The 25,269-nt window shown below is 38.2% G+C and carries 16 protein-coding genes; 5 read left to right on the top strand and 11 right to left on the bottom strand.

The window, feature by feature from the left end; genetic code table 11:
* Position 1: 1 nt before the first annotated feature.
* The 4 genes from ABVM49_RS06045 to hflX all read right to left on the bottom strand — a co-directional run bounded on the left by ABVM49_RS06045 (position 2) and on the right by hflX (position 3,586).
* Positions 2 to 1,357, bottom strand: coding sequence for a methylmalonyl-CoA mutase subunit beta (locus ABVM49_RS06045; protein WP_405203461.1), 1,356 nt, complete (start codon positions 1,355 to 1,357; stop codon positions 2 to 4).
* On the bottom strand, positions 1,347 to 1,637 hold the full coding sequence (locus tag ABVM49_RS06040) for a septum formation initiator family protein (protein ID WP_316930951.1): 291 nt from the start codon (positions 1,635 to 1,637) through the stop codon (positions 1,347 to 1,349). Before ABVM49_RS06040 ends, ABVM49_RS06045 begins: the two co-directional genes overlap by 11 nt.
* 63 nt (positions 1,638 to 1,700) lie before the next feature.
* The gene (udk, locus tag ABVM49_RS06035; protein ID WP_035325822.1) at positions 1,701 to 2,309 is read right to left on the bottom strand and encodes a uridine kinase; all 609 of its coding nucleotides are present in this window, start codon (positions 2,307 to 2,309) and stop codon (positions 1,701 to 1,703) included.
* A 50-nt stretch (positions 2,310 to 2,359) separates the two neighbouring features.
* On the bottom strand, positions 2,360 to 3,586 hold the full coding sequence (hflX, locus tag ABVM49_RS06030; RefSeq protein WP_035325824.1) for a GTPase HflX: 1,227 nt from the start codon (positions 3,584 to 3,586) through the stop codon (positions 2,360 to 2,362).
* Between the two features lie 69 nt (positions 3,587 to 3,655).
* On the opposite strand from hflX, the gene ABVM49_RS06025 reads away from it, so the two are divergent.
* The 4 genes from ABVM49_RS06025 (at position 3,656) to ABVM49_RS06010 (ending at position 11,528) form a co-directional block, all read left to right on the top strand.
* Positions 3,656 to 4,642 (top strand): endonuclease, encoded by a 987-nt coding sequence (locus tag ABVM49_RS06025; RefSeq protein ID WP_405203459.1) that lies wholly within the window; start codon positions 3,656 to 3,658, stop codon positions 4,640 to 4,642.
* Between the two features lie 229 nt (positions 4,643 to 4,871).
* On the top strand, positions 4,872 to 8,642 hold the full coding sequence (locus ABVM49_RS06020) for a choice-of-anchor L domain-containing protein (protein WP_405203458.1): 3,771 nt from the start codon (positions 4,872 to 4,874) through the stop codon (positions 8,640 to 8,642).
* Between the two features lie 51 nt (positions 8,643 to 8,693).
* On the top strand, positions 8,694 to 9,608 hold the full coding sequence (locus ABVM49_RS06015) for a type IX secretion system membrane protein PorP/SprF (protein WP_405203457.1): 915 nt from the start codon (positions 8,694 to 8,696) through the stop codon (positions 9,606 to 9,608).
* 21 nt (positions 9,609 to 9,629) lie between these two features.
* Positions 9,630 to 11,528, top strand: coding sequence for an OmpA family protein (locus ABVM49_RS06010; protein WP_405203456.1), 1,899 nt, complete (start codon positions 9,630 to 9,632; stop codon positions 11,526 to 11,528).
* Between the two features lie 330 nt (positions 11,529 to 11,858).
* Here ABVM49_RS06010 and ABVM49_RS06005 read toward each other — a convergent pair whose 3' ends face one another.
* On the bottom strand, positions 11,859 to 13,265 hold the full coding sequence (locus ABVM49_RS06005) for a DUF5689 domain-containing protein (RefSeq protein ID WP_405203455.1): 1,407 nt from the start codon (positions 13,263 to 13,265) through the stop codon (positions 11,859 to 11,861).
* Positions 13,266 to 13,291: 26 nt separating this feature from the next.
* Complete coding sequence (locus ABVM49_RS06000) at positions 13,292 to 16,069, bottom strand: carboxypeptidase regulatory-like domain-containing protein (protein ID WP_405203454.1); 2,778 nt, start codon at positions 16,067 to 16,069, stop codon at positions 13,292 to 13,294.
* A 135-nt stretch (positions 16,070 to 16,204) separates the two neighbouring features.
* On the opposite strand from ABVM49_RS06000, the gene ABVM49_RS05995 reads away from it, so the two are divergent.
* On the top strand, positions 16,205 to 17,257 hold the full coding sequence (locus ABVM49_RS05995) for an endonuclease/exonuclease/phosphatase family protein (RefSeq protein ID WP_405203453.1): 1,053 nt from the start codon (positions 16,205 to 16,207) through the stop codon (positions 17,255 to 17,257).
* Positions 17,258 to 17,382: 125 nt separating this feature from the next.
* Here the strand turns inward: ABVM49_RS05995 and ABVM49_RS05990 are convergent, their stop codons facing one another.
* The 5 genes from ABVM49_RS05990 to ABVM49_RS05970 form a co-directional block, all read right to left on the bottom strand.
* Complete coding sequence (locus tag ABVM49_RS05990) at positions 17,383 to 17,817, bottom strand: hypothetical protein (protein WP_035325832.1); 435 nt, start codon at positions 17,815 to 17,817, stop codon at positions 17,383 to 17,385.
* Between the two features lie 113 nt (positions 17,818 to 17,930).
* Positions 17,931 to 21,206, bottom strand: a complete 3,276-nt coding sequence (locus ABVM49_RS05985; RefSeq protein WP_405203452.1) for a carboxypeptidase regulatory-like domain-containing protein — start codon at positions 21,204 to 21,206, stop codon at positions 17,931 to 17,933.
* Positions 21,207 to 21,378: 172 nt separating this feature from the next.
* A complete protein-coding gene (pgi, locus tag ABVM49_RS05980; protein ID WP_405203450.1) occupies positions 21,379 to 22,989 on the bottom strand; it encodes a glucose-6-phosphate isomerase in 1,611 nt (536 codons plus the stop codon).
* Positions 22,990 to 23,007: 18 nt separating this feature from the next.
* A complete protein-coding gene (locus tag ABVM49_RS05975) occupies positions 23,008 to 24,300 on the bottom strand; it encodes a peptidoglycan DD-metalloendopeptidase family protein (RefSeq protein WP_405203449.1) in 1,293 nt (430 codons plus the stop codon).
* A 15-nt stretch (positions 24,301 to 24,315) separates the two neighbouring features.
* Positions 24,316 to 25,254 carry a tryptophan 2,3-dioxygenase family protein gene (locus ABVM49_RS05970; protein WP_405203448.1) on the bottom strand — a complete coding sequence of 313 codons (939 nt, stop codon included), beginning with the start codon at positions 25,252 to 25,254 and terminating at the stop codon, positions 24,316 to 24,318.
* Positions 25,255 to 25,269 lie beyond the last annotated feature (15 nt).

Raw genomic sequence — 25,269 nt, 5'->3', positions numbered from 1 at the left:
TCTACTCAGTTTTAAGACGCTCTTTTTCGACAGCTTCTGCGAGACGTCTCATTATTATAGGTGCGATTATTGTTTTGCGTGGATTTATTTTTACAAAAGGATATAACTCAAGATTGTCCTTCATCTTATCATCTTGATTAGGATGCTTGTTAGTTCCTAATAAAGTAATGACTCCCTCATCAAAAAGCTGCTGCTCTCTAGTAGCGCTTTCTTTAATCTTGCGTTGTACGGTTCCATCTTTGAGTTGTTTTAATAGACCCCCATTGCGCTCTATATCCTTAAACAGCGTAAGTGCTTTTTCCGCTAGCTGATGGGTGAGTTCCTCAACATAGTAAGATCCATCTGAAGGATTTTGTACAGCATCAAAATAGCTTTCTTCTTTAAGCACTATTAATTGATTACGAGATATGCGCTGTCCAAAATCATTTGTTTTATGATATAATGCATCGTAAGGCATATTTACCACCCAGTCTGCTCCTCCTAAAACTGCGCTCATACACTCTGTAGTGGTACGCAACATATTAGTATTATAGTCGTAAATAGTTTTATTTCTACGGCTTGGGTGTGCTACGATTTTAATAGCTGTGTCTTGATAAGAAAAAGCACTTAAAACAGTTTGTGCTAATTCTCTTAATGCTCTAAGCTTTGCAATTTCAAAAAAGTAATTTGCACCCACACTTACCTCTACAACTACTTCTTCTAGTTTAAGATTTTCTTGCTCACAAAAGTTTAAATACTCAGCTAGTTGTGCCATACCGTATGCCAGTTGCTGCACCATAGTTGCTCCAGCGTTCTGATAAAGTGTAGTGTCTATTGTAAAGGATGACGCTGCTTCTTGTATAACTTCTTTAAAATCTTGATGATCCTTATTGAGGTTTGTAAACCAGTTACCATCTAAAGCAAGATGGTTAATAATATCTAGCTTTACTACGAGCTCATACTTATCACTATATCGATATAGCTCATTATAAAATTGAGCGTCTAAAAATGATAGATCAAAATACAGTGGCACCGAAGTATCACTAAGCGTTGTAAATAACGCAGCTATATCAAAAGGTTTATTGGCTTGAAAATAAACAGCCTCTACACCATTTGCTATAGCATTATTTGCCGTCTCTGCAGACTGTACTGCTTGATTTATAAAAATTTTCTCTCCTATAAACCAATGCTTAGGTAGTATGATGTTTGCCGTTTTTTTTACCTCATCTTTATGGTAAAAAGGACGTACGTGTATACCCTCTAAGCTCTGCCAGACAAGTGTATCGTTATAATCTGCACCCTTAAGATCAAACTGTATTTTCTGTTTGTATGCTTTTGCAGATACTGGATCAAATTCTGAAAATAAACTAGTCTTCATTTTCCTGTTTTAAACTATCTTGATATTCAATAATGTAAATCTCTTCGTTATCCTTTTTCATAAGATATTCTTCACGAGCAAACCGCTCTAAACCTGCGCTATCTTTGAGCTGTAGTATTTGAGCATTATCCTTTGAAATTTCGTTTTTAAAATAATCACGGTTACCCTTTAACTTATCTCGCTCTTGGTTAAGCTCTCTATGTAATAGGTATGAACTCCCGTCAAAAAACAGCATCCAGATTAAGAAAATGATGGTAATGAGTAAATATTTATTACTCAATACTCTAAACCATTTTTTTTGCCTCAGCTCTTTGACACCCATTGTAGTAAATATAGTAAAACCTTAATTTAAACGTTCGTTTATAATACTTCGTACAATATCTACAGCAACAGTATTATACCTATTGTTTGGTATAATAATATCTGCAAATTCTTTAGTAGGCTCAATAAATTGCTGGTGCATAGGCTTAAGCGTGGTTTGATACCTATTAAGCACTTCATCTAGATCTCTACCGCGCTCTGCAATATCCCTCTTGAGACGACGTATTAATCGCTCATCACTATCTGCGTGTACAAAAACTTTGATATCAAAAAGATTTCTAATAGCAGGATCTGTAAGTATAAGAATACCCTCTACCACCATCACATTAGTAGGCGTGGTAAGCACCGTCTCTTCTGTACGGTTATGTGCAACAAATGAATATACTGGTTGTAATATGTTCCTTCCTTCTTTAAGTTCTTTGAGATGTTGACACAGCAATGGAAAATCTATCGCATTAGGGTGATCAAAGTTTACTTTCTTTCTTTCCTCCATAGAGAGGCTAGAAAGATCTTTATAATATGAGTCTTGGGAGATAACCGTTACCTGTCCTTCTGGAAGGTCTGAAACTATCTGATCTACTACGGTAGTTTTTCCACTACCGGTACCTCCACCTATACCTATTATGAGCATAATTGTAATTGTGTTGTTTTAAGTACGCTTTCGCGAAAGCGTTATTCTTTTTATTCCTCTTCTTGTCCGTATTGATCTATATACTCCGGGTATAAAAACTCATTATATGGAAAACGTGTTACGTGTATCTCTCTCACGCGCTCGTACACTTTCTTTCTAAAGGAATCAAAGTTGTTTTTATTAAGCGCCGAAATGAATATCGCATCACCATTAGTGCGTGACATCCAGGTCTCCTTCCACTCATCTAGTGAGTAGTGAGCACCGGTGCGCTCTACCATAAGGTCATCATCATCATAAGCCTCTGCCTTATATGCATCAATTTTATTAAAGACCATAAGCGTGGGTTTATCCATACTTTTTATCTCATCAAGAATCTTATTCACGGCATTAATATGATCTTCAAACTGTGGGTGTGAGATATCTACCACGTGCAATAATAAATCTGCCTCGCGCACCTCATCTAGTGTACTCTTAAAAGAATCTACGAGTTGTGTAGGTAACTTTCTTATAAACCCAACGGTGTCTGAAAGTAAGAATGGTAAATTACCTATTACCACCTTACGCACAGTAGTATCAAGAGTTGCAAAAAGTTTATTTTCGGCAAACACCTTACTCTTGCTTATCACATTCATAAGGGTACTTTTACCCACATTTGTATATCCTACAAGAGCAACTCTTACCAGTGCACCACGATTACCACGTTGTGTAGACATTTGCTTGTCTATGGTTTTCATCTTCTTTTTGAGCAGGGTGATGCGGTCACGTACGATACGTCTATCTGTCTCAATTTCTGTCTCTCCAGGACCACGCATACCTATACCCCCACGCTGGCGCTCAAGGTGTGTCCATAAACCTACTAGACGAGGTAAGAGATACTCATACTGCGCAAGCTCTACCTGCGTACGCGCATAACTAGTTTGTGCTCGTTGTGCAAAAATATCTAGTATAAGATATGTACGATCTACAATTTTACATTTAAGTAGTGCCTCAATGTTACGCTGCTGTCCCGGTGTAAGCTCGTCGTCAAAAATGACTGTACCTACATCGTGCTGCTCTACATAAGCAGCTACATCTTCCATCTTACCAGTCCCTATAAAAGTTTTAGGGTTAGGACGTTCTAATTTTTGACTAAAACGCTTAAGAACCTCTGCTCCTGCCGTGTAGGCCAGAAACTCGAGTTCATCAAGGTATTCTGTCATTTTTTCGTGCGTTTGTTTTTGGGTTACAAGCCCTACAAGAATGCACTTTTCATATTCTATTTTTTCAACTTCCAGCATAAATACAAAGGTAGCAAATGGATTGCAGTCTTTTTGACTAAATTGTGGGTCTCATAGATACTGTTTAATATGGAGGATACATCCGCTTTCGCGAAAGCGCAAACCAAAAAAATAAAATGTGCTATAGGTTTTTATAATCTTGAAAACCTTTTTGACACAAAAAATGACCCCGCAACACTAGATGACGACTTTACACCAGGTGGTTTTAAGGAGTGGAACTCTTATAAGTTTGACAAAAAAGTTAAAAAACTGGCTAAGGTTATTTCTAAAATAGGAAAAAAAGAGACTACGACATCACCAAGCTTACTAGGCGTGGCAGAGGTAGAAAACAAGGCTGTACTAGAAGCACTAATAAAAACCAGTAAGCTTGATGACGAAAGGTATAGCATTGTGCACTATGACTCTCCAGATGAGCGTGGTATAGATGTAGCACTTCTATACAAGAAGAAAGATTTTACAGTACATAAGAGTGAGGCCGTCACATTATATCTAGAGACAGAAGATGGAGATCGTGATTATACCAGAGATATTTTATATGTGCAAGGTAACTTACTCGGTACAGAGGTACACATACTTGTAAACCACTGGCCATCTCGACGTAAAGGAGCAAATGAAACTTCTCACAAACGAATAAAAGCCGCTCAAAAAAATCGAGAGCTTATAGACAATCTTGTCGCACAAAATCCAGAAGCAAGGGTGATTATAATGGGTGACTTTAATGATGGACCACATAGTGAGAGCATAAAAAAACACCTGGTTAAAACTGACTTTTACAACCCGATGCTTTATCTCGGGACGAGATATGAGGGTAGTCTTAATTATAATTATGAGTGGTTCATCTTTGATCAAATTATCTTTTCAAACAACTTTGTGCGCATTTATAACAATGACCTTCTTTATGAGAAGTCTGACATTTATAATGATTTTTATCTCACAGAGTACGATGGGAAGTTTAAAGGTAATCCCTTTAGAACATATGCTGGCAAAAACTACCTGGGTGGCTATAGTGACCACTTCCCTGTCTATACAATTTTAACGGCAATTGTTAAAAACTAGAATTTACCAAGTAGGAAAGAAGTCGGTTGTCGGGTTTATAAAGTATTATATCCAATATTTTTGTTAATTGTTTGAAGATTGCTTTATTTGTTACACTTTAGCAGTGTATATAATTTAGCTTTATAGCGTATTCATTACATAATTTGCATCGTAATTGTGCAGTTATATGTGATTTAAGAATATTTCTTTATTCAACTATAAGGCTATAACTCACGACAAACCCAATCAAATGAAGAGACTTTTACTTTCCCTACTTTGGCTTATCCCTTCGGCATTATTTTCACAAATTACTGTAGACGAATCACTAACAACACAACAACTCGTAGAAGACATTCTCATAAACGCCTCTTGTGCAGGAACTGAGAACTTTGTACAAAGTACAGGTACAGATTTTGCATCTGTAAATGGCGTGGGTGCTTTTAATGCAAATGGCAGTAACTTCCCCTTTCAAGCGGGAGTAGTACTAAGTTCTGGTAGCGTATCTACAGCACCGGGCCCTAACCTTACTACACAAAGCAACGGTGGGGCAGCCTGGCCAGGAGATACAGACTTAGAAAATTTTACTGGTGCAACGGCAACAAATAACGCTTCATTTATACAGTTTGATTTTACTCCCTTTACTGAGCAATTGAGCTTTGATTTCTTAATGGCATCAGAGGAGTACAATCAAAATTTTGAGTGCACATTTACAGATGCCTTTGCTTTTATACTTACAGATAATGACACAGGAACCTCTGTAAACCTTGCTGTACTACCTGGCACAAACACTCCAATAGAAGTGACAAACATAAGACCTGAAGTACCTAATAATTGTGCTGCAGTAAATGAAGAGTTTTTTGGTCAGTACAACTTCCTCCCTTTTAATGATGAAAACACAGCTGCAACAAACTTTAATGGTCAAACTGTCGAGCTTACCGCATCTACCACAGTAGTACCGGGAAATTCATATACGATTAAACTTGTGGTAGCAGACCAAACAGATAGTCTTTTTGATATTGCAGTATTTATTGAGGCTGGTAGTTTTAACGTTACAAATACAGATCTAGGTGAAGATTTACTCGTTGAAAATGGCCTTGCATCTTGTGAAGGAGACCCTGTTACTCTAGATGCTACAGATCCAGATGCAGAAACTTATACCTGGTTGCTTAACGACGTAGTTATAACTGGAGAAACAGCATCAACACTAGTTGTTACTGAGCCTGGTGAATATAGCGTAGTAGTAACTCTTACAGATTTGCCAGATTGTGAAGTACGAGACGATATAACAGTCGAGTTTATTTCTGAACCTGCAGTAAATATTGATGATGTAGTTTCTTGTATGGGAGAAACCGAAACTTTAGACACAGGCCTACCCGCAAGTACAACAACATTTGTTTGGAGTCTAGATGGAACTGTTATAACAGGGGAAACAGGACCATCTATAAGCGCAACAGCATCAGGAACATATACAGTACAAGCTATTTTTGATGCTGGATGTACCTATACAGATGATGCTATTGCTACTTTTAACGTAGCGCCTATTGTAGACCTTGGGGAAGACATCAATAGTTGTCTTGAAGATGCTGTCACTCTAGATGGATCTCCATCTAATGTAGACCCTGACGGATCAACTTATGAATGGTTTTTAAACGGGACTCTTATAACGGGAGAGACCTCTGCCACACTAGAAGCGACTTCCCCAGGAGTGTATGAAGTTTTTGCAACCTTTGAAGGGTGTGTTGGGACCGATACATTAACAATTAATCAAGCTAACGACGATGGCTCTAGTTGTAATATAAATGATTTATGTCCTGATGCCCTACCACTAGTATGTGGAGACACTATAACAGGAACAACTGTAGGATCTACCTCAACTGGTGAGCCTGGAACTTGTGGAACAGGTCCTGGAGCTCCAGGAAACTACTATACATTTACTGGAACAGGAGAGCTTATACAACTAGCAATGTGTAACTCTACATATGATACAAAACTTCAAGTATTCACAGGTACCTGTGACGCTTTAACTTGTGTAGATGGAAACGATGATTCTTGCGGACTACAATCTGAAGTGGACTTTCTATCTGAAGAAGGTGTAGAATATACAATTTATGTATTTGGCTTTGGAACAAGTGTAGGTGATTATGGGCTTACTGTCACCTGTATTGAAGCTCCTCAAGGTTGCCTTGATGCAGAAGAACTACTTTGTGGTGATACCGCTACTGGAACTATAGTTGGAGCGCCAGCAACAGATGTTCCATTAGAAGATTGTGGAAATATAGGTACAGGAGACTCTCCAGGAGTCTGGTTTACATTTACTGGTACGGGTGATAGCACTGAATTTAGTTTACTTGACTCAACATTTGATACTGGCTTACAGATTTATTCTGGCTCTTGTGAAGAGCTCGTATGTGTAGAGGGTAATGACGATTTTGGTGGCACAGAGCAATCTAAAGTTGAGTTTGTTACAACTGTAGGTACAGAATATTTAATCTATGTGTATGGAGAAAATGGCGCTACTGGTGGTTTTGAATTGTCTATAGAATGTACTCCACCAGCCACTTGTGATGATATTGAACCACTATGTAGTCAAGAGGGCCTCATTTTTGAAAATACTTCTGATGGATCTTCGGCTCAAGATGGCATTGATTATGAGTGTTTATTTTCTCAACCTAACCCTAACTGGTTTTACCTTGAAATAGGTCAAGAAGGTGATATAGACTTAGAAATTGTTCAAAACACAGCTTTTGACGCAGATGGCAACCCTACAGGCACTGAACTAGATGTAGATTTTATAGCTTGGGGACCATTTGACAGTCCAGATAACGCCTGTGAGAACTTAAATCCAAGTACAAGTGTAGATTGTAGCTTCTCTGCAGCCGCTGTTGAGACATTTACAATTCCTGACGCTCAAGTTGGTGAGGTTTACATACTTCTCATTACGAATTTTAATGGATCAAGCGGATTTATAAGTGTAGGTCAAACCGGTGGTGATGGAAATACCAACTGTAGTATTGTATGTCCAGATTTTGATATAGACCTAGGTGATGACCAATCTGTTTGTGACGTAAGTTCTATAGAGCTCACTGCAACGCTTTCTGGAAGCAATACAGCAAACCCTTCTTATGAGTGGAGCACTGGAGAAACGACACCTTCTATTACTGTTACAGAAACTGGTGTTTATGAAGTCATTGTTACTGTAGATGGTTGTTCTGAAAGTCAAATTGTAAATATTGAGTTTGGATCAACACCTGTTATAGAATTAGGAAACGATTTTGACACTTGTTTTGAAGATGCTATTTTCTTAGATGCAAGCCCTTCTAATATAGATCCATCACAAGTAACTTATCAATGGTTTCAAGACGGTATAGAATTACCAGATACCTCCTCATCAATAGAGGTTGTAGAGCTTGGCAATTATGAAGTTGTTGTTTCAGATAATGGTTGTGTTGCTACAGATAGCATACTTATTACAGGTAGCATTCTTGATGTACAGCTTATGGACAACTTCCAAACTTGTCCTAATGAATTACAAACTCTGACTGCCACAACAGATGCGGCTGGAGTTAGTTTCCAGTGGTTTGTAAATGGAACTGTAATAGATGGCGCTACAAGTGCTACCTATGACGTTATATTACCATCTACTACTGTGGGTACTCAAACCTTTACTGTAGAAATAACTAGAGGGGTTTGCTCTGGCACTGCACAGGTAGATGTGACTCTATATGAGGTAGGAAATTGTGTTATTTCCGAAGGTCTTTCTCCATCTGGATCACCTGGCTTCAATGATACACTTGACTTACGCTTCCTTTCTGACAGATCTGGAATAACCAATCTACAAATATATAACCGTCTAGGGACTCTAGTATTTGAACAAGACTCATATACAAATGAGTGGAGAGGACAAACTGATGCAGGTGATGACTTGCCTACAGGAACTTATTTTTATGTAATCTCTCTTGAACGAGAAGACCCAACATATGGAACTCAAGCTACGGGGTGGATTTACTTAAATCAAGAATAATCAAAAATCTAATTGTACCTACGATATAGTTGAATTAACAACGAGACAACAATGAAGAAACTACTATTACTAACGCTAATTTTAAGTCTATTTTACGTAGACGAGTCTGTTGCTCAACAAGACCCACAGTATACACAGTATATGTATAATATGAATGTGGTAAATCCAGCATATGCTGGCCTTAAAGAGGGTCTTGCAATAAACCTATTATATAGAAACCAATGGTCAAGCTTAGATGGGTCTCCAGAGACCTTTACATTTACTGCACACTCACCTGTTTCAGAAAAAGTGGGGCTAGGAATATCACTTATAAGAGATGAGCTAGGCCCAGTAAGAGAGACTAACGCTTATGCAGATTTTTCATACACCATAGATGTAAGTGACGACTTTAAGCTTGCTTTAGGTGTTAAAGCTGGAGCAACTTTTCACGAGGTAGGCCTTGTAGACCTCGAACTTCAAGATCCCGGCGATGCATTTTTCTCGCAAAACATTAATCAAACGTATCCCAACGTAGGGACCGGTGCTTTCTTATACAGCGATAAGTTTTATGTAGGACTCTCTGTACCTAATTTACTTAACTCTGTTCATCTAGATACTAATGAACTAAAAATAGGCTCTGAGACTAATCACTACTTTATAACTTCGGGTTATGTTTTTCAAGTTTCAGATAATGTAAAACTTAAGCCTTCAGTAATGGTAAAATCTGCGTTTGATGCGCCAGTTTCTTTTGATGCAAATGTTAATGCCCTCTTTCTAGAAAAATTTGAACTAGGCGTTTCTTATAGATATGATGATTCTTTTAGTGGAATAGTAGGTTTTCAAGCAACACCAGAGTTTAGAATAGGGTATGCTTATGATGCAGTAACTTCTGAGATAAATAACATAGCCCCATCCTCACACGAGATTATTATAACCTACAACATTCTGCGTAATAAAAAAGCATTACGCTCACCTAGATACTTCTAAACCTAACCATAGCACACTAATATGAAGAAGTTTTACTTATATATATTGCTCCTAATTTTTACAGCAACAGGAGCCGTAGCACAAAACAAAGACACAAAAAAAGCAGATGGTCTGTTTGAGAGACTTGCTTATACCGAAGCTATAACTGAATACACCAAACTTATAGAAAAGGGAAAAGCAGACAAGTATGTATATGCACAACTCGCCGAAAGCTATGCAATACTAGGCGATACAAAAAAAGCAGTTTCTTTTTACAAAAGAGCTACTAAAGGAAAAAGCGCAAAGCTCACACCAGATCTTATGTATAAATATGCACAAGCTCTTAAGGCAGAGGGTAACGCAGCAGACTATAAAACTTGGATGCAAAAATTTACTCAGGCAAAACCCAATGATTCTAGATCTGCTAGTTTTTTAAAGAATTCTAATTATCTAAGCCAGCTTTTAAGTCAAGAGCCTGCTTATACCGTAACAAATGCCGGAGCTTTAAATACAAGTTATGCAGACTATGGGAGTGCGGTAAGTAACAACACACTTTACTTTGCTAGTGCTAGAAATACAAATCGCAAAAAACATAATCTAAATGACGAACCCTTTTTAGATATATATACAGCGACACTAGACGGATCAAAATTAGGAACAGCCTCTTTACTAACAGGTGACGTAAATACAAAGTATCACGAGGCCAAAGTAGCGATCTCTCCAGATGGAAAACGTATGTATTTTGACCGCAATGACTATTATAAAGGAGATCTAGATAAGGACGAGGCTGGCGTAAACCAAATTAATCTTTATACTGCAGAAAAGGTAGGAGGAGAATGGGTAAATGTACAATCTGCTCCATTTAATAGTGATGAGTTCTCAACCGGTCATCCCGCAATTAGTCCTGATGGTAACACGCTCTATTTTTCTAGTGATAGACCTGGAGGAAAAGGAGGGTCAGATTTATATATGGTTGCTGTAAATAAGGATGGAACATTTGGCACACCTACGGCACTTAAAAATCAAATCAATACAGAGGGTACAGAAGTATTCCCTTTTATAGCTCAAGATGGCACTTTATATTTCTCAAGTGATGGTCATATGGGTATGGGAGGCCTTGACGTATTTATGTCAGAGAGTAAGGGGGCAAACACGTATGCTATTCCTCAAAATGCAGGTCCAGGGATAAATAGCCCTGCAGACGACTTTTCAATATATATAAACCAAGATACAGATGCAGGTTTTATCTCTTCAAACCGTGCCGGTGGTAAAGGAGGAGATGACATTTATATATTAGGACAACTGCCTCCTTGTGATGTAGATGTTGCTCTCACGGTAGTAAATCCAGCTGGGGAGGGTATAGATAAAGCTCTTGTGATTGTAAATAATACTACAGATAACACAAGTGAGTCCGACACTGCCACAACAACGGGTAAATATCTCTACCAGTCTAAATGTAATCGCACATACACAATAACTGCGAGTGCAGATGGCTATAAAGAAGCAACTCAAAACATTACAGTAGGTAAATCTGGTATAAACCAGACTATAACGCTAGAACCTATTATAGATCAAGTAGTTGTTACAGAAACAGAGGTTGTTTTAAATCCTATTTACTTTGATTTTGATAAGTCTAACATACGTCCATCTGCGGCAGCAGAGCTAGATAGACTTGTGAACGTTATGAAGCAATACCCTACTATGGTAATAAGTGCAGAGTCGCACACAGATATACGTGGGTCTGAATCTTATAACAAGAACCTATCGCAACGTCGTGCAGACTCTATGCGAGATTATGTAGTAAGCAAAGGTATAAATGCTAGCCGCATCTCAAGTATAGGAAAAGGAGAGTCTGAACCTGCTATAGCTTGCGGTACAAACTGTACAGAAGATGAACATCAACTTAACAGACGCTCTGTCTTTAAGATAGTCACTAGATAAACTGGATAATTATTAACTAACCAACCATCCAGGAAGCCGCAATGCGTAATTGTTGCGGTTTTTTTATACCGTAATATCAAATTAGTATAAAGCACTAGTGGTAACCTGACATTACAAACTAGCCTATGGCCCTCAAGGAAATCGTACAGTTATATACAGCCAATTTTTTTGGCCTCTTGTGTTGCCAACTATCGAGAAGCACATTTATTTCAGAAGTCTAATTAGATTATCTTGATGCTTTAATAAAAAACCCACTGCTAGTAATACTAACAGTGGGTTTTTAAAATGTATTATTCCGCTTTCGCGAAAGCGTATATATAACTACGTTACTTAGTTTGCATTAATCTGTATCTCGTCAAGCTCAAAAGTACCATCAAAATCTGCATCACCAGACCCGCTGTATCTAAAAGCAACATAACCGTTAGACTCAATACAAGAAAGATCTACAATACCAGAGTCTATCCAGTCTCCAAAGAAATCTCCATCATCTACAATCACTCCTGCAGGTAAAACATCCCAAGTGGCTGTTGCAATAGTAGCCTCAGTACCATCCCAATCACTAGAAAAAAGAAGGTCAAGCGTACTACCGTCTGAAAAACTGTTTGAAGTCATAAACTGAAGTGTCTCACCAGTATTAGCTTGAAGGTCTAGCATAGGTGTGATTAACCAAGCGATAGTAGCATCATCTCCAGACTGGAAAGATCCTACTCTTGCAGAAATACCTAAAGAGGCGTTTTGACCTCCACTAGAGTATGCCTCCCAAGTTTCTGACCCTTCTTGCTGGTAGTTAGTCCATCCATTTCCTGATATTGGGCTATTTGTAGCTTGTGTCTCAAAGAAATCTTCAAATAGAATTGTACTTCCTGCCGCATCTGCCACACCACAATCTATCTCAACCGGATCACAACGCTCTGCTTGATCAAAAACTACGTCATTTCTGTCGTTTATAGCAAGATTAAAGTCTTCTCCAAAGAAATTACGAGTAAGTACTCCAGAAATACTTCCGCGTCCCGTAGGAAGCGCTATAGACTTGAAATTTGCAAAGGTACTTGTGCTTAAAATAAGTGTTTGCTCTGTCGCACAACTAAAGATAGTGCGCTCTCCATCAAACTCATCTAGTGGCTCACCCGCATAAGTAAGGCTTTCATCAATTACTTCTTCTTTTGCAAATTGAACATCTGTAAGTTTTATAAATATGTTTTCTAAATCTTCACTTAGGTTTGAGATGGTTGTCTCTACAGGAACAATAGTCTCTACCGTTGCAGATCGCTGTATGTAATCAAATTGTAGTGGAGCTGGTATCTTCTCAAGGTTGTTTGTAACTCCCAGGGTTAACACACCGTTACTTTCACCTAAGTGAAGACCTCCTAATTTTACAAATATCTTACGCCCTATCTCATAATATGTAAATAGAGGGCTCTCGTCTATTAAGATACGTACTCCTGCAGTAGGCGCTGTAGCGTTGTCTTGTATAATGATTTCTTCAAACCAGTTACCAGACTCATCACTACTTATCACAAATCCTTCTACATACTGTGTAGACTCTGTAAGGTCTACCGTTTCTCCTTCTTGAAGAAATAAGTTTCTAAGTGCAGAAACAGAGATTACTTCACCATCAAGAACAGGATCTGTTGCGGTAAGATCTGGTGTGCTAAAATCATCATCTTGCACACAACTAGTTATAGTAAGCAACGCAATAATGGCTGCAAATACGTGGGTTAATTTTATTGTTTTCATATTAAATATATTTCTTAATTGTTTTATTAAAAGCGCACGTATGCGTTTACATAGTATGTTGTTCCTCTACCGAAGAAGAGACGATCACCAAAAACTGGGGTGTCTCTTTGTGCCTCTTCTAGGCTTGACCTATAATTTGCACGTCTACTATCTTCAAAACCTCCTGTAATGTAGGTCTCATCTAGTACATTATTTACAGTTGCAAAAAAGCCTACAAAGTAGTCTCCTACCCTCCAAGATTTACCTCCTATAATATTGACCAAAAAGTAATCATCTATTTCTGTCTGTCTTAGTAAGTCTCTCGCTACATCTGTATCATAATCATTAAATGGCTGCCCATCTATGTCTTGATTAAAGTTTGCTGTTCTAGCTAGGTTACTAAAGTCTAAGTATGAATTTGAGAAGTAGTTTACTGTAAGTCCAAAGTTCCAGAATTCTGGGTCTCTATACTCAAAACCTAGTTGATAGGCTCTTTCTGGTCCTCCTGCAACGTGCAAATCTTTAATAGCAGTTGTCCCATCACCAAAGGTTTGAGGCCCCTCAAAATCGTCTGATGTATAGTATATATTAGGATTATTTGCATACGTATATTGCCCTACAGATGCCGCAGCCTTAAGTTTAAGAGTAGGTAATACCTGCGCTTCTATACCTAGTTCTGCTCCTATATTTCTACGTTCTACATTAGTGAGTACCTCTTGAACAAAAGAAGCTTCTGTACCAGCTATACTATTTTGTGTAAAGAAGAAACCTATGTCTGTTCCTTTTTGAAAACCAGTATAAAACCCAGTAAGACGTCCCTTTACTATAGGTGATCTAAAAATATAACTTGCATCTACACTCTGTATTTGCTCTGACTCTAAGCCTATCACTACGTCATTGTTTTGACGCGCATTACTAAAACTATTTCGTATACCTGGAGCTACAGAATAATATCCTGCATTTACATCTATAAGGTGACGCCCAGATAATTTATAGGTTGCGCCCGCTTTAATTCCTCCGTTTGTAAACGAAAGTTTCTCACTAGGTCCAAAAGAGCGACTACCTGTAAAGTTTCCGTTCTCATAGAGTCCAGTGCGCTGGTATGAAGTATTACTTGCTGTACCAGACACATAAAAATCTACTTTATTATAAGTAAACTGTGCTTGTGCAAAGCCAGAAACTACGGTCGCATCCATATCATAATTATACTTATAGCGATCACCCTCTACTACTACTCTATTAGGGTTACGTACATCACTCTGTGCAAGATCTCCATCTTGCCCATCTTGACTCTCACTTACAGAAAAGTTATCTATATCTAGAAAACCATCTCCCCCTAGTAGGTCGCTTACTTGTGCATAATTTTCGCTCTTTAACCCTCTATAACTCACATTACCATCTATAGTGATAGCGTCTGTTACTTGAGAGTTAATAATCACATTTGCACTAAGCTGGCTATCATCTATCACATCGTCTTGAAGTATGATATTAGAATTGCCTCCATTAGCATTTGCTTGATATAAAGAGTTCCAATCAAATTGACCATCATTTATAAAATCTTGTTCTAGTAGGTATGCATTCTGAAAATCATAAGCCGTAGGATTAGGATCTTGTAAAGCATAACTAGGCAAAAGTTGATAATAGTTTGGCGCTGGATTTCTCAAGCTACCATTATCTACTCTACCACTTTTTATAGAACCAAACTGGTAGCCCAGGTTTGAGTTGATTGTTGTTTTATCGCTTAATGTCCAGTAATGGTTAAGCATTAAAACAGGCTCTTCTATCTCTCGCTCTCTTGTATTACGCTTCTCACCATCTTGATAACCCCAAAAAGGATTATACGTTCTTCCTTTTAGGTCAAACTGCTCTTCTGTAATAGCTGTCGCTCTACCACGTCTGTTAGGCGTATAGAATCCCGTAAAGTTTAAACTATGAGCATCATTTATTTTTTTCTCAACAGAGAGATACATAGAGTTTGCATCATATAATGTTCCATCTTGAAAACCTTCTTCTCCAAAACGTCTTGCTAGTAGCACACTATATGCCCACCCGTTTGCGTTAAGACCAGAATTATAACTTGCCATCACTCTACCTTGATATGAGGCATTTGCAGCAGCATAAGATATTCTACCTCCTTCTCGTTCTTGTGAAGCTCGCATTACGATATTTGTAACCCCTGCGAGACCTCCAAAGCTATATTCACTAGGAGTAAGCCCTTGAGAAAATTCGCGATTGCGCTGTGCGTCATTTAGTCCTCCCCAGTTACCCCATTGTGGTCTACCGTTAAACTGTTTATTCATCTCAATCCCGTTAATGAGCACTTTGCCATTTGCATTATCGAGACCTCTAGGTCTAAAAAAAGTTGCACTCCAGTCAAAAGCGGCTGCGCTTAAAAAAGCATCGCGACCGGCAGATAGAAGTCCTGATACATTAAAGTTACCTAGATCATCATCACCACTGTTAAGATCATTATCAGAAAGTGAGATTAACCCTATTTGCTGCTGCTCTGCAGAGATGTCTACATCTAGTGTAATCACATCAAGATTGAGCGTTTGCCCAGTCGTAAGAATAATAGGAAGCCTCTTGGTGATAAAACCATTTTTTAAAACTAAAAGAATCTGATCTCCTTCCTGGGCCAAGTTGTTAAGTACAAATACTCCCATAGCATTTGTCATTGTTTCTGCAGCGCTCTTTTCGAGACGTAAAGTAACGTCTGGAAGCGGCTCAGAGGTGATGGCATCCATCACCGTTCCTTTTATTTGTGTTTGCGACCACGCTGTGGCTGCTAGAAACACACATAAAAGTGATAAAGTAAATTGCTTCATAAATGATTAATATTTGGTGGGTTTATTAAGAAACCGTTACGATTATCGGCCAAAAGTAGGCAAAATAGAACGTTTCAGTACCTTTGGCACGCTCTCTGCAAAAGAGTTTACAAAAAGATAACACACGACTAATTTATGAAACTAAAAGTACTCGCCTTATTTGGTTTATTGACCGTCACCGCTTTCGCGAAAGCGCAACAAGACAAAACCTATCGTGCACATACCATTGCTTTTTACAATGTAGAAAACCTCTTTGATACAGAAAACGACCCCATCACCTATGATGATGATCGCACACCAGATGGTAAAGACCACTGGACCGAAGAAATCTATCAAGATAAAGTAAGCAAGATGGCGCGCGTCATTTCAGAAATAGGAGCAGATGTAACAAATAATGCTCCAGCACTCATAGGCCTTGCAGAAATTGAAAATAGAAAAACAGTAGAAGCACTAGCAAATGATCCAAAACTACTTGCTAAGGATTACGGCATTGCGCATTTTGACTCGCCAGATAGACGAGGGATTGATGTAGCACTTATGTATCAAAAAGCGCTTTTTAAACCGACTAACATTAGCAAGCACGAGCTCCTTATTTATGATAACGTTGACACAAGTAAAAGGGTGTACACGCGTGACCAGCTCTTGGTTTCTGGGCTGCTGGATGGTGATATGATACACGTGATTGTAAATCACTGGCCATCTCGCTCAGGTGGAGAAGCACGAAGTCGTAAAAAACGTATCGCCGCTGCTGCACTTAATATGAAAATTATAGATAGCCTGCAGAGCAATGATCCTTATGCAAAGATTATTACAATGGGAGATCTCAACGACGACCCTACAAGCCCTAGTGTAAAGAAAACAATGAAAGCGTCTGGAAAGAAAGAAAAAGTCAAAGATGATATGCTTTACAACCCTATGGAGCCTATGTTTAAAAAAGGGATTGGTACACTCGCCTATCGTGATGGATGGAATCTTTTTGACCAGATTATTATAAGTGCACCTTTGCTTGATAAAGATTTTAGCACATACCGCTATTATAAAGCAGGTATTTACAATAAGAACTACTTAAGCAACCCTAAAGGGCGTTATAAAGGATACCCTTACAGAAGCTTTGCAAATGGAGGCTACACAGGAGGATACAGTGACCATTTCCCAGTGTATGTATACCTTATTAAAGAAGACCAATAAAACAACTTATAATAGTTAATAAAATGTCCGCAATCTAATTATTAGATTGCGGACATTTTTTGTTTTAATCACGCTTTCGCGAAAGCGTAACACTACCCATAAAAGGTATAGTCTAAAGGGCTATATTAAAACCACTGCGACCAAGGTATAATAGCAAGTACTGCAATTAAAGCAAGTGTATAAAATATTGCTATCTTCTTGAACTTAGGCGTAGAAAGGCGCTGTTTTTTATGTTTTGAATACCCCACAGTAACAAGTACTACAGCAATAATCATAAGGAAAGGATGCTCTACGGCTAGCTGTCTAGCCTGACTAGATAAACCGCCCATTCCGTTTGCTTTTATGGCTTGTAAGCCATTAGGAGACACAAACCATAACACAAGCCCTATAAGTAACTGTATGTGCATAGTTATAAGTGTAAACAGTGCTAGACTCATATCCTTACCGCCATACTCCTTTTTACCAAAGAATTTAGAAAGGGCATTTACTGTTGCAATAACAAGAACGATAAGAACTAAATACGCCCAATAAGAGTGGACAAACTGAACAACTGAGTACATATGATGTATATTTATTATGGTTGAGTGTCAAAGATAATTCATAAATATAAAAGCCGCTACTGTTTCCAGTAGCGGCTTTTTAAATTGCCTAAGCAAACAATTTATAATAGCTCTTAGTTAAAGATATAACGAAGACCTACTTGCATTTGCCATCTTGATGATTGTAATCCTGAATCATCAATACGATCTACGTTTTTACCTATTACGTTTCCTGCATCATCAAACTCAAGTAAGCTCTCTACAAAGCTAAATACTGGTTGCTCGTCAGATGTTGAAACTGTTTGTAATGGTGATACGTTAGATCCTACAAATTTACGTACTCCCCAATCTTTGTTGATAAGGTTTGTAAAGTTGAAGATATCTAAAGAGATCTGGAATGTGTTTTTCTTGTCTCCAGTTTTTACATATATATCTTGTAAGAACTTAAGATCAACGATGTGGTTCCAAGGTCCTCTTGAACCGTTACGCTCAGCATACTGTCCTCTACGAGTACTTAAGTAATCGTCAGACTCGATAAACTGGTCAAGTAACATCCACTGTCTAGCTTGCTCTGCTGCGTCACCAGAGAAAGTAATTTCTGACTGGTTTGCTGGAACATAAATAAGTGCGTTATCACGTGAATCATCATTTAATAAATCACGACCTTCTCTGTATGTAAAGCTATATGGTGAAGATTGTGACCCTTCATAGAAAAGACCAATTGTAGTTTTACCTCCAAAGTCTCCACCGTACTCAATCTCGTAAGATGCGTTTGCAGAGATACGACTACCTAAAGAGAAGTCAGAACGAGAAACTGGAATATCAGAGTTCTTACCATTTACAGTTTGAATTCCTCTCCACTGTGAGCTGTTTTGAGAAGATGTACCATCAAAGATTTTTTCAGACTCTCCATAAGAGTAAGATACTTGTCCTTGGAAACCGTTCTGGATAGGCTTTCTAAGTGTAAACGTAGCGTTGTAAGAAGATCCTTCGTTTGTGTTAGAAGCAAGGATAATTCTACCATAAGTATCATCTATCTCATCACTACGGTTGTAGAATGGACGGTTATCTGCTCCATCATAGTTTCCTACTGGATCACCTAAGTTAAGGTTCTCATAGTAAACATCTGTAAGTACATCATTATATAAGAAGTCTGCAGATGCGATTAATCCCCATATAGGTAATTTTTGATCGATAGCGATGTTGTATTTACCTACTTGTGGAAGTTTAAAGTTCTTAGCAAAAAGATCGATGTTTCCACCTACTCCTCCAGAACCTGCAGCAACAACTTGTGTTTGCTGGTTTACATCTGCTTGGAAAGGCTCTCCGAAGATAAAGCTAAATCCACCAGTTACACCATTGTTGTTATAAGTACCACCTGGCCATACTAAAGGAAGTCTTGAAGTAAATACTCCTAATCCTCCACGTACTTGTGTTGTATTATTTCCAAAAACATCCCAGTTAAATCCTAAACGTGGTGCGATGTGAGCAGAAGCATCAACTCCTTGACCTACACGTGCTCCTTGTAAATCTTTACCTGCAGCAGTAAGAAGAGATACTGTTCTTGTGTTAAAGTCATCATTTACAGTTCCATCTTCCCAGTAAGGAATATCAACACGGATACCTCCTGTTACTTTGAAGTTTTCTGTTACTTGTACTTCATCTTGCACATAGAAACCTAATTGAGAAGTTCCAAAATCTGCAGATCCAGCAGACTCATCACCTACAGCACCATTACCTACTAAAGAGTAACCGTGTTGAAAAACGTCTGCATCTTGACCAGTTAAGAACTGGTTAAGTCCAGAAGAAACTAAGTTTCCATCATCATCAAATTGATCTTCGAAAGTATAATCTCCGTAGTTAAAAGCAAAGAATAAGTTCTTTGCAGATGCGATCTCAAGGTTTGCACCAAGTGTTACAGCGTGACGACCAGAAAAGATCTGGAAGTTGTTGTTTATTGTAAAGATATCCTGCTCTAGTAAGTTTGCAGTAGAGAATGGCTCAGATCCAAAAGAGATTGTACCTCCTCCATCTTGAATATCTACAGTAGGGAATGGGTTACCAAAAGGATCTCTATCATCATTTACTGAAGTATATCCTATCTTAAGGTTGTTTGCAAACTTAGAACCAAACGTAGAGTTTAACTCAAATGCAGTAGAATATGTCTTTGTTTCAAAAAACTCAGATCCGTTTATGAAACCAATTCCTCTTTCTCCAGAGTTACGAGCTTCAAGGTTAGTCGCCTCAACGATACCTTGACGTATAGATACTTTGTGGTTTTCGTTAATGTTCCAGTCTAAACGTAAGTTTATCTTGTCACTTTCTAAAGTTCTAGTATTGTTATCAAAAATACCAGGATTATAACCGTACTCAGACTGTAAGAAGCTAGCAAGGTTTGCAAGATCTGCCTCAGAAGATCTTCCTTGGTAGTTTGAAAAAGTAAATGGTTGAGGTGTCTCGTCATCCTGACGCTCGTAGTTTGCAAAGAAGAATAATTTATCTTCGATAATTGGACCTCCTATACGGATACCATAAGTCTTAGCAGAAAATTCTGCAAGTTTCTCACGATCGTCACCTTCATTTGTTAAATCTACAGGAGTTTTACCTGCAAGGCTCTCATTTCTTAAGAAACCGTATACACTTCCTTCCCAGTTGTTAGATCCAGAACGTGTAACTGCGTTTACAGAACCTCCAGAGAATCCAGACTGACGTACATCAAAAGGAGCAAGGTTAATTTGGAAAGACTCAATAGCATCTACAGAGAACGGGTTTACACCTGTCTGACCTCCGTTAGTACCTGAACCTGCAAGACCAAAAACGTCATTGTTTACAGCACCATCAATATAGATAGCGTTGTAACGGTTGTTTTGACCACCTAGAGAGATAGAAAAACCATCGTTCCCCTCAGTAATCTGAGCTTGTGGAGTAACACGTGCAAAATCTGCTATACCTCTAGATACAGAAGGAATTGTAGCGATGTCACGCTCTGTAATTGTAGTTTCTGTACCAGTTTTATTTGTGTTAAACACACTGTTATTAGATCCAGTAATTACAATCTCGTCAAGTGCATTTGCATTTTCTTGCATTGTTACACTTACTCTCTTAGTCTCTCCGAGACCTAAGTTAAAACCGTTAAGTGCATAATCTTCAAAACCTACATACGTAATTGTAAGGTTGTAAGGACCACCTGATTTAAGGTTTGGTAAACGGTAAAAACCGTCAAAATCTGTTACTGCTCCATAAACAGAACCTGTAGGTACGTGTGTAGCTACAATGTTTGCCCCAGGTAATGGTCCTTCAGTGTTGTCTAGCACACGTCCAGCAATGGAACTTGTTGTTACCCCTTGCGCAAGTGACGAAGCTGTCACAAGAAACAAAGCGATCAATGATAAAAATGTAATTTTCTTCATGATATTTATTAAATAATTAGCAGTGCAAAATTACTTCAAATTCACAAGTAACAATATTAACTTAAGGTTAACTTATTCTCTTAAAAATTTGAAAAATAGAACAGAACGTAAAACCCCCTGAGATTAAGCTCTCAGGGGGTTTTAGTGCATCATATGTTTTATAAGAAAATTACTACAATTTATAACGTTCTAGCAATGTTCTAGTTGAGCTATCGTGAGACGTCATCTTATCGTTATCTATATCAGATAAAACTTGTTTGGCAAGTTGTTTTCCTAACTCTACACCCCATTGATCAAAAGAGTAGATGTTCCATATAACGCCTTGCACAAAAATTTTATGCTCATACATTGCTACTAATGCTCCAAGACTCTCAGGTGTTAATGCCTCACCAAGTATAGTTGTAGTAGGTTTATTTCCTTCAAAAACTTTAAAAGAAGCTAGCTCTTCTATTGCTTCTGGACTTAAACCTCCGGCTTGCAACTCAGTAATTACTTGATCTTTTGTTTTACCATTCATTAAAGCTTCTGTTTGTGCAAAAAAGTTTGCCATAAGCTTGTCGTGATGACTCTTCTCTCCGTGCAATGATTTTTTAAAACCTATAAAATCTGCCGGTATTAATTTTGTGCCCTGATGAATAAGTTGAAAAAAGGCGTGCTGGCTATTTGTACCCGGCTCTCCCCATATAATATTACCTGTTTCATAAGAAACACGCTCTCCATTGCGATCTACACTTTTACCATTACTCTCCATAATAGCTTGCTGCAAATATGCGGGAAGTCTATGCAAATATTGAGAATAAGGAATTACAGCCTCTGTCTCAACTTTAAAGAAGTTATTATACCACACACTAAGCAGTGCTGTTATTACAGGTAAATTCTTATCAAAAGAGGTGTTTTTAAAATGCTCATCCATTTTAAACGCCCCGTGAAGCAAGCCTTTAAAATTATCATACCCTACAGCAAGTGCAATAGAAAGACCTACAGAGCTCCATAGTGAAAATCTACCTCCTACCCAGTTCCACATAGGGAATACATTATCTGGAGAGATTCCAAAGTTTGCAATAGCTTCTGCATTTGTAGAGACTGCGACAAAATGATTTTTTACAGCATCTTCCCCTACTTTATCCACAAACCATTTACGCACGGTAGTAGCATTGCTAAGTGTCTCTTGTGTAGTAAACGTTTTTGAAACTATGACAAATAATGTGGTCTCTGGATCAAGATCTTTAATGGTTTCCATCACGTGGTCACCATCTACATTTGATATAAAGTGTGTGTTGAGACGTGTCTTATAATATTGTAAAGCCTCTACCACCATTACTGGCCCTAGATCAGAACCTCCTATACCTATATTTACAACATCTGTAATTTCCTTTCCTGTAGCTCCTTTATGCGCTCCAGAAATCACCTTTTCGGTAAAGGTCTGTATTGATTTTTTTACGGCATCTACTTCCGCTTTCGCGAAAGCGTTTTCACTCTCATCACGTAGTGCGGTGTGCATTACAGCACGCCCTTCGGTGGCGTTAATTTTTTTACCCCCAAAAAAACTATCTATAGCCTCTTGTAAACCTACCTCCTGAGCTAGCTTGAGTAGAAGAGTCATTGTCTCTTCTGTAATTCTGTTTTTACTATAATCTACATAAAATATATCCCAAAGAATTGAAAAATCTTCTGCGCGCTTATCATTTTTAAAAAGATCTGTAAGATGTGTATCTTTTATCTCTTCATAATGCGCTTGCAATTCTTTCCAAGCTGCGGTAGTAGTTGGGTTTATATTTTTCATTTTGTTGTATCTAGGTGATTATTGTAAAGCCTCTGTAGCTTCTTGCTCTTCTGTAATATCATCTTCTGCTTCTGTCATAAAAGGAAGATTGTCTAGCTGTAATTGTAATGGTCTCTTTACACTGTCAAAAACTGGTAGCAGCTCCTCTGCCATAGGCTCTGAGGCTGGAAGGTCTTCTGCAAATGGATCTACTTGTCTACCATTTTTCCAGAATCTATAACATACGTGAGGCCCTCCTGAGTTACCAGTCATCCCTATAGTACCTATTACATCGCCCTGTCTTACACTCTGGCCTACTTTTGCTAGACGTTTTTTCATATGCAAGTACTGCGTGTCATACGTACCATTGTGACGTATTTTTACATAGTTACCATTACCGCCACGTCTTTCTGACTTGGTAACCACACCATCTGCCGTAGCTAGAATAGGGGTACCTATGGGAGCGGCAAAGTCTGTTCCTTTGTGAGGTCTTACTCTGTAACCGTAATATTTTATCCTTCTCTTCAAATTATATCTAGATGATAATCTCCCATACTTGAGCGGACTTTTAAGAAAGGCTCTTCTTAAGTTTTCGGCATTTTGATCAAAATAGTCATAACCTCCAGGCAGTGAGTCGTTTTCAAATCTATAAGCATAAATCTCTCTCCCTCTATGTTCAAACACGCAAGCCTTTATATTTCCGACTCCTGCAGGTACGGTGTCATTTACATATCGCTCATCATAAATCACTTTAAAACGGTCACCTACATCTAGTTTATTAAAGTCTATAGTCCACGCATAAATATCTGCCATTTTAATACTTACTAAAACACTAGCTCCTAGATCGTCAAAAGTAGATGAGAGGTTGCTACTTATTACTCCAGAAACTTCGCGCTCTACGATAGTAACCGGGTGCTTTTTTGCAGCAGCAGTAACATCATCTTCAAAATCTACAACCACATAATCCTCTTTATTTTGCTCATAAATAAAGACCTGAGCTGCCTCTAGAGTATCTTTAGATTTAAGCAGCATATACGGCTTTCCTACGCGTATTCGACGTGTGTCAAACACATTTTTTACACTATCAGATATTTCTTGAATAGTGGCATAATCTACATTTGAGTCAAAGAGTATTTTACCAAAACTATCACCAGACTGCACAGTATCTCTCTCTACCACATAATCATCAAGTACGTAACCGTACTCTTTGATCACTTCTGGTTCGGTTTCTAGCGTTTGATCTATAGGTGTTGAAGTAGCATCTTGCTTTTCTCCACAAGAGAATAGGGCAAGGCTTAAAAATAGTGTAATGTAGAGGCGATAATAATTCACTAAAAGTATGTTGTTTTAAACGTCCTTTCCCCAGTTTGCAAGCTCTTCTTCACTCCAGACATCTGGAAAGAAAATGCGACGCTGGTACTTAGGGTGCATATATTTGGTCCATTCACTGCCGCCTGTTGCTTCTACAACTTTTTTACCATTATTGAGGTAATGATTTGCTGCGTGATAGTGTGACATCACCCAGGTTACATTTACTGTATAATCATAATGGCGCATTGCATCCAGCAGCTTCTTATCTTCACGAGCTTCCTTAGGCAAGCTTTTAAAGCGAGCGTACAAATTTATGGTATTATATTCTTTTGTAAAGGCGACAAAGTCATTTTTATATTTTGCCTCAAAGGCAGATAGTAAATATGACTTTTTACCCGTATTGTAATCTTTACCAGCTGCTTGCCAGTACAAGTGTTCTAACGCGTGCTCATAAGGAGTATTGCGATCTATGTTTTCGCGAAAGCGGGCATCTATAAGGTTTATTAAATCTGTACTTGCAAACTCAATCTTTCTGTACTGCGCGCTTTGAAAACCACTTGCTGGTGTAAGTGTTTTTCTAAACTTCATATACTGCTCTATTTCCATTCCTTCTTGCATTATGCTAAAAGAACTGGTGAGCATATCAAAATAACGACTTATACGATCTAAACGAGAGCTAAAAAAATCTACCGTAAGATCTGGATGATGAGCGACCTGCTCTATCTCCCATAGTATCATTTTAAATAAAAGCTCATTAACCTGGTGGTACATCACAAATACATTCTCATCTGGAAAGTTTGTGCGCGGTATCTGTAAACTTAAGAGTGCATCTGTATGGATATAATCCCAGTAAGTAATGGGTTTACTTTGCAACAAGCCCTCAAGATGATCGTCTAGATCTTGATCTATTTTTTCATACTTATCATCAAGCTGATTGATGATTTTTTCAATATCTGGCTGTATGGTTTTCTTCATTTATAATTGCGACTA

The sequence above is a fragment of the Dokdonia sp. LLG6352-1 genome (genome assembly GCF_045055815.1).
GTDB lineage: Bacteria > Bacteroidota > Bacteroidia > Flavobacteriales > Flavobacteriaceae > Dokdonia > Dokdonia donghaensis.
Note: the sequence above shows the minus strand (reverse complement) of the source record. Positions and strands in the feature narration are given on the sequence as shown.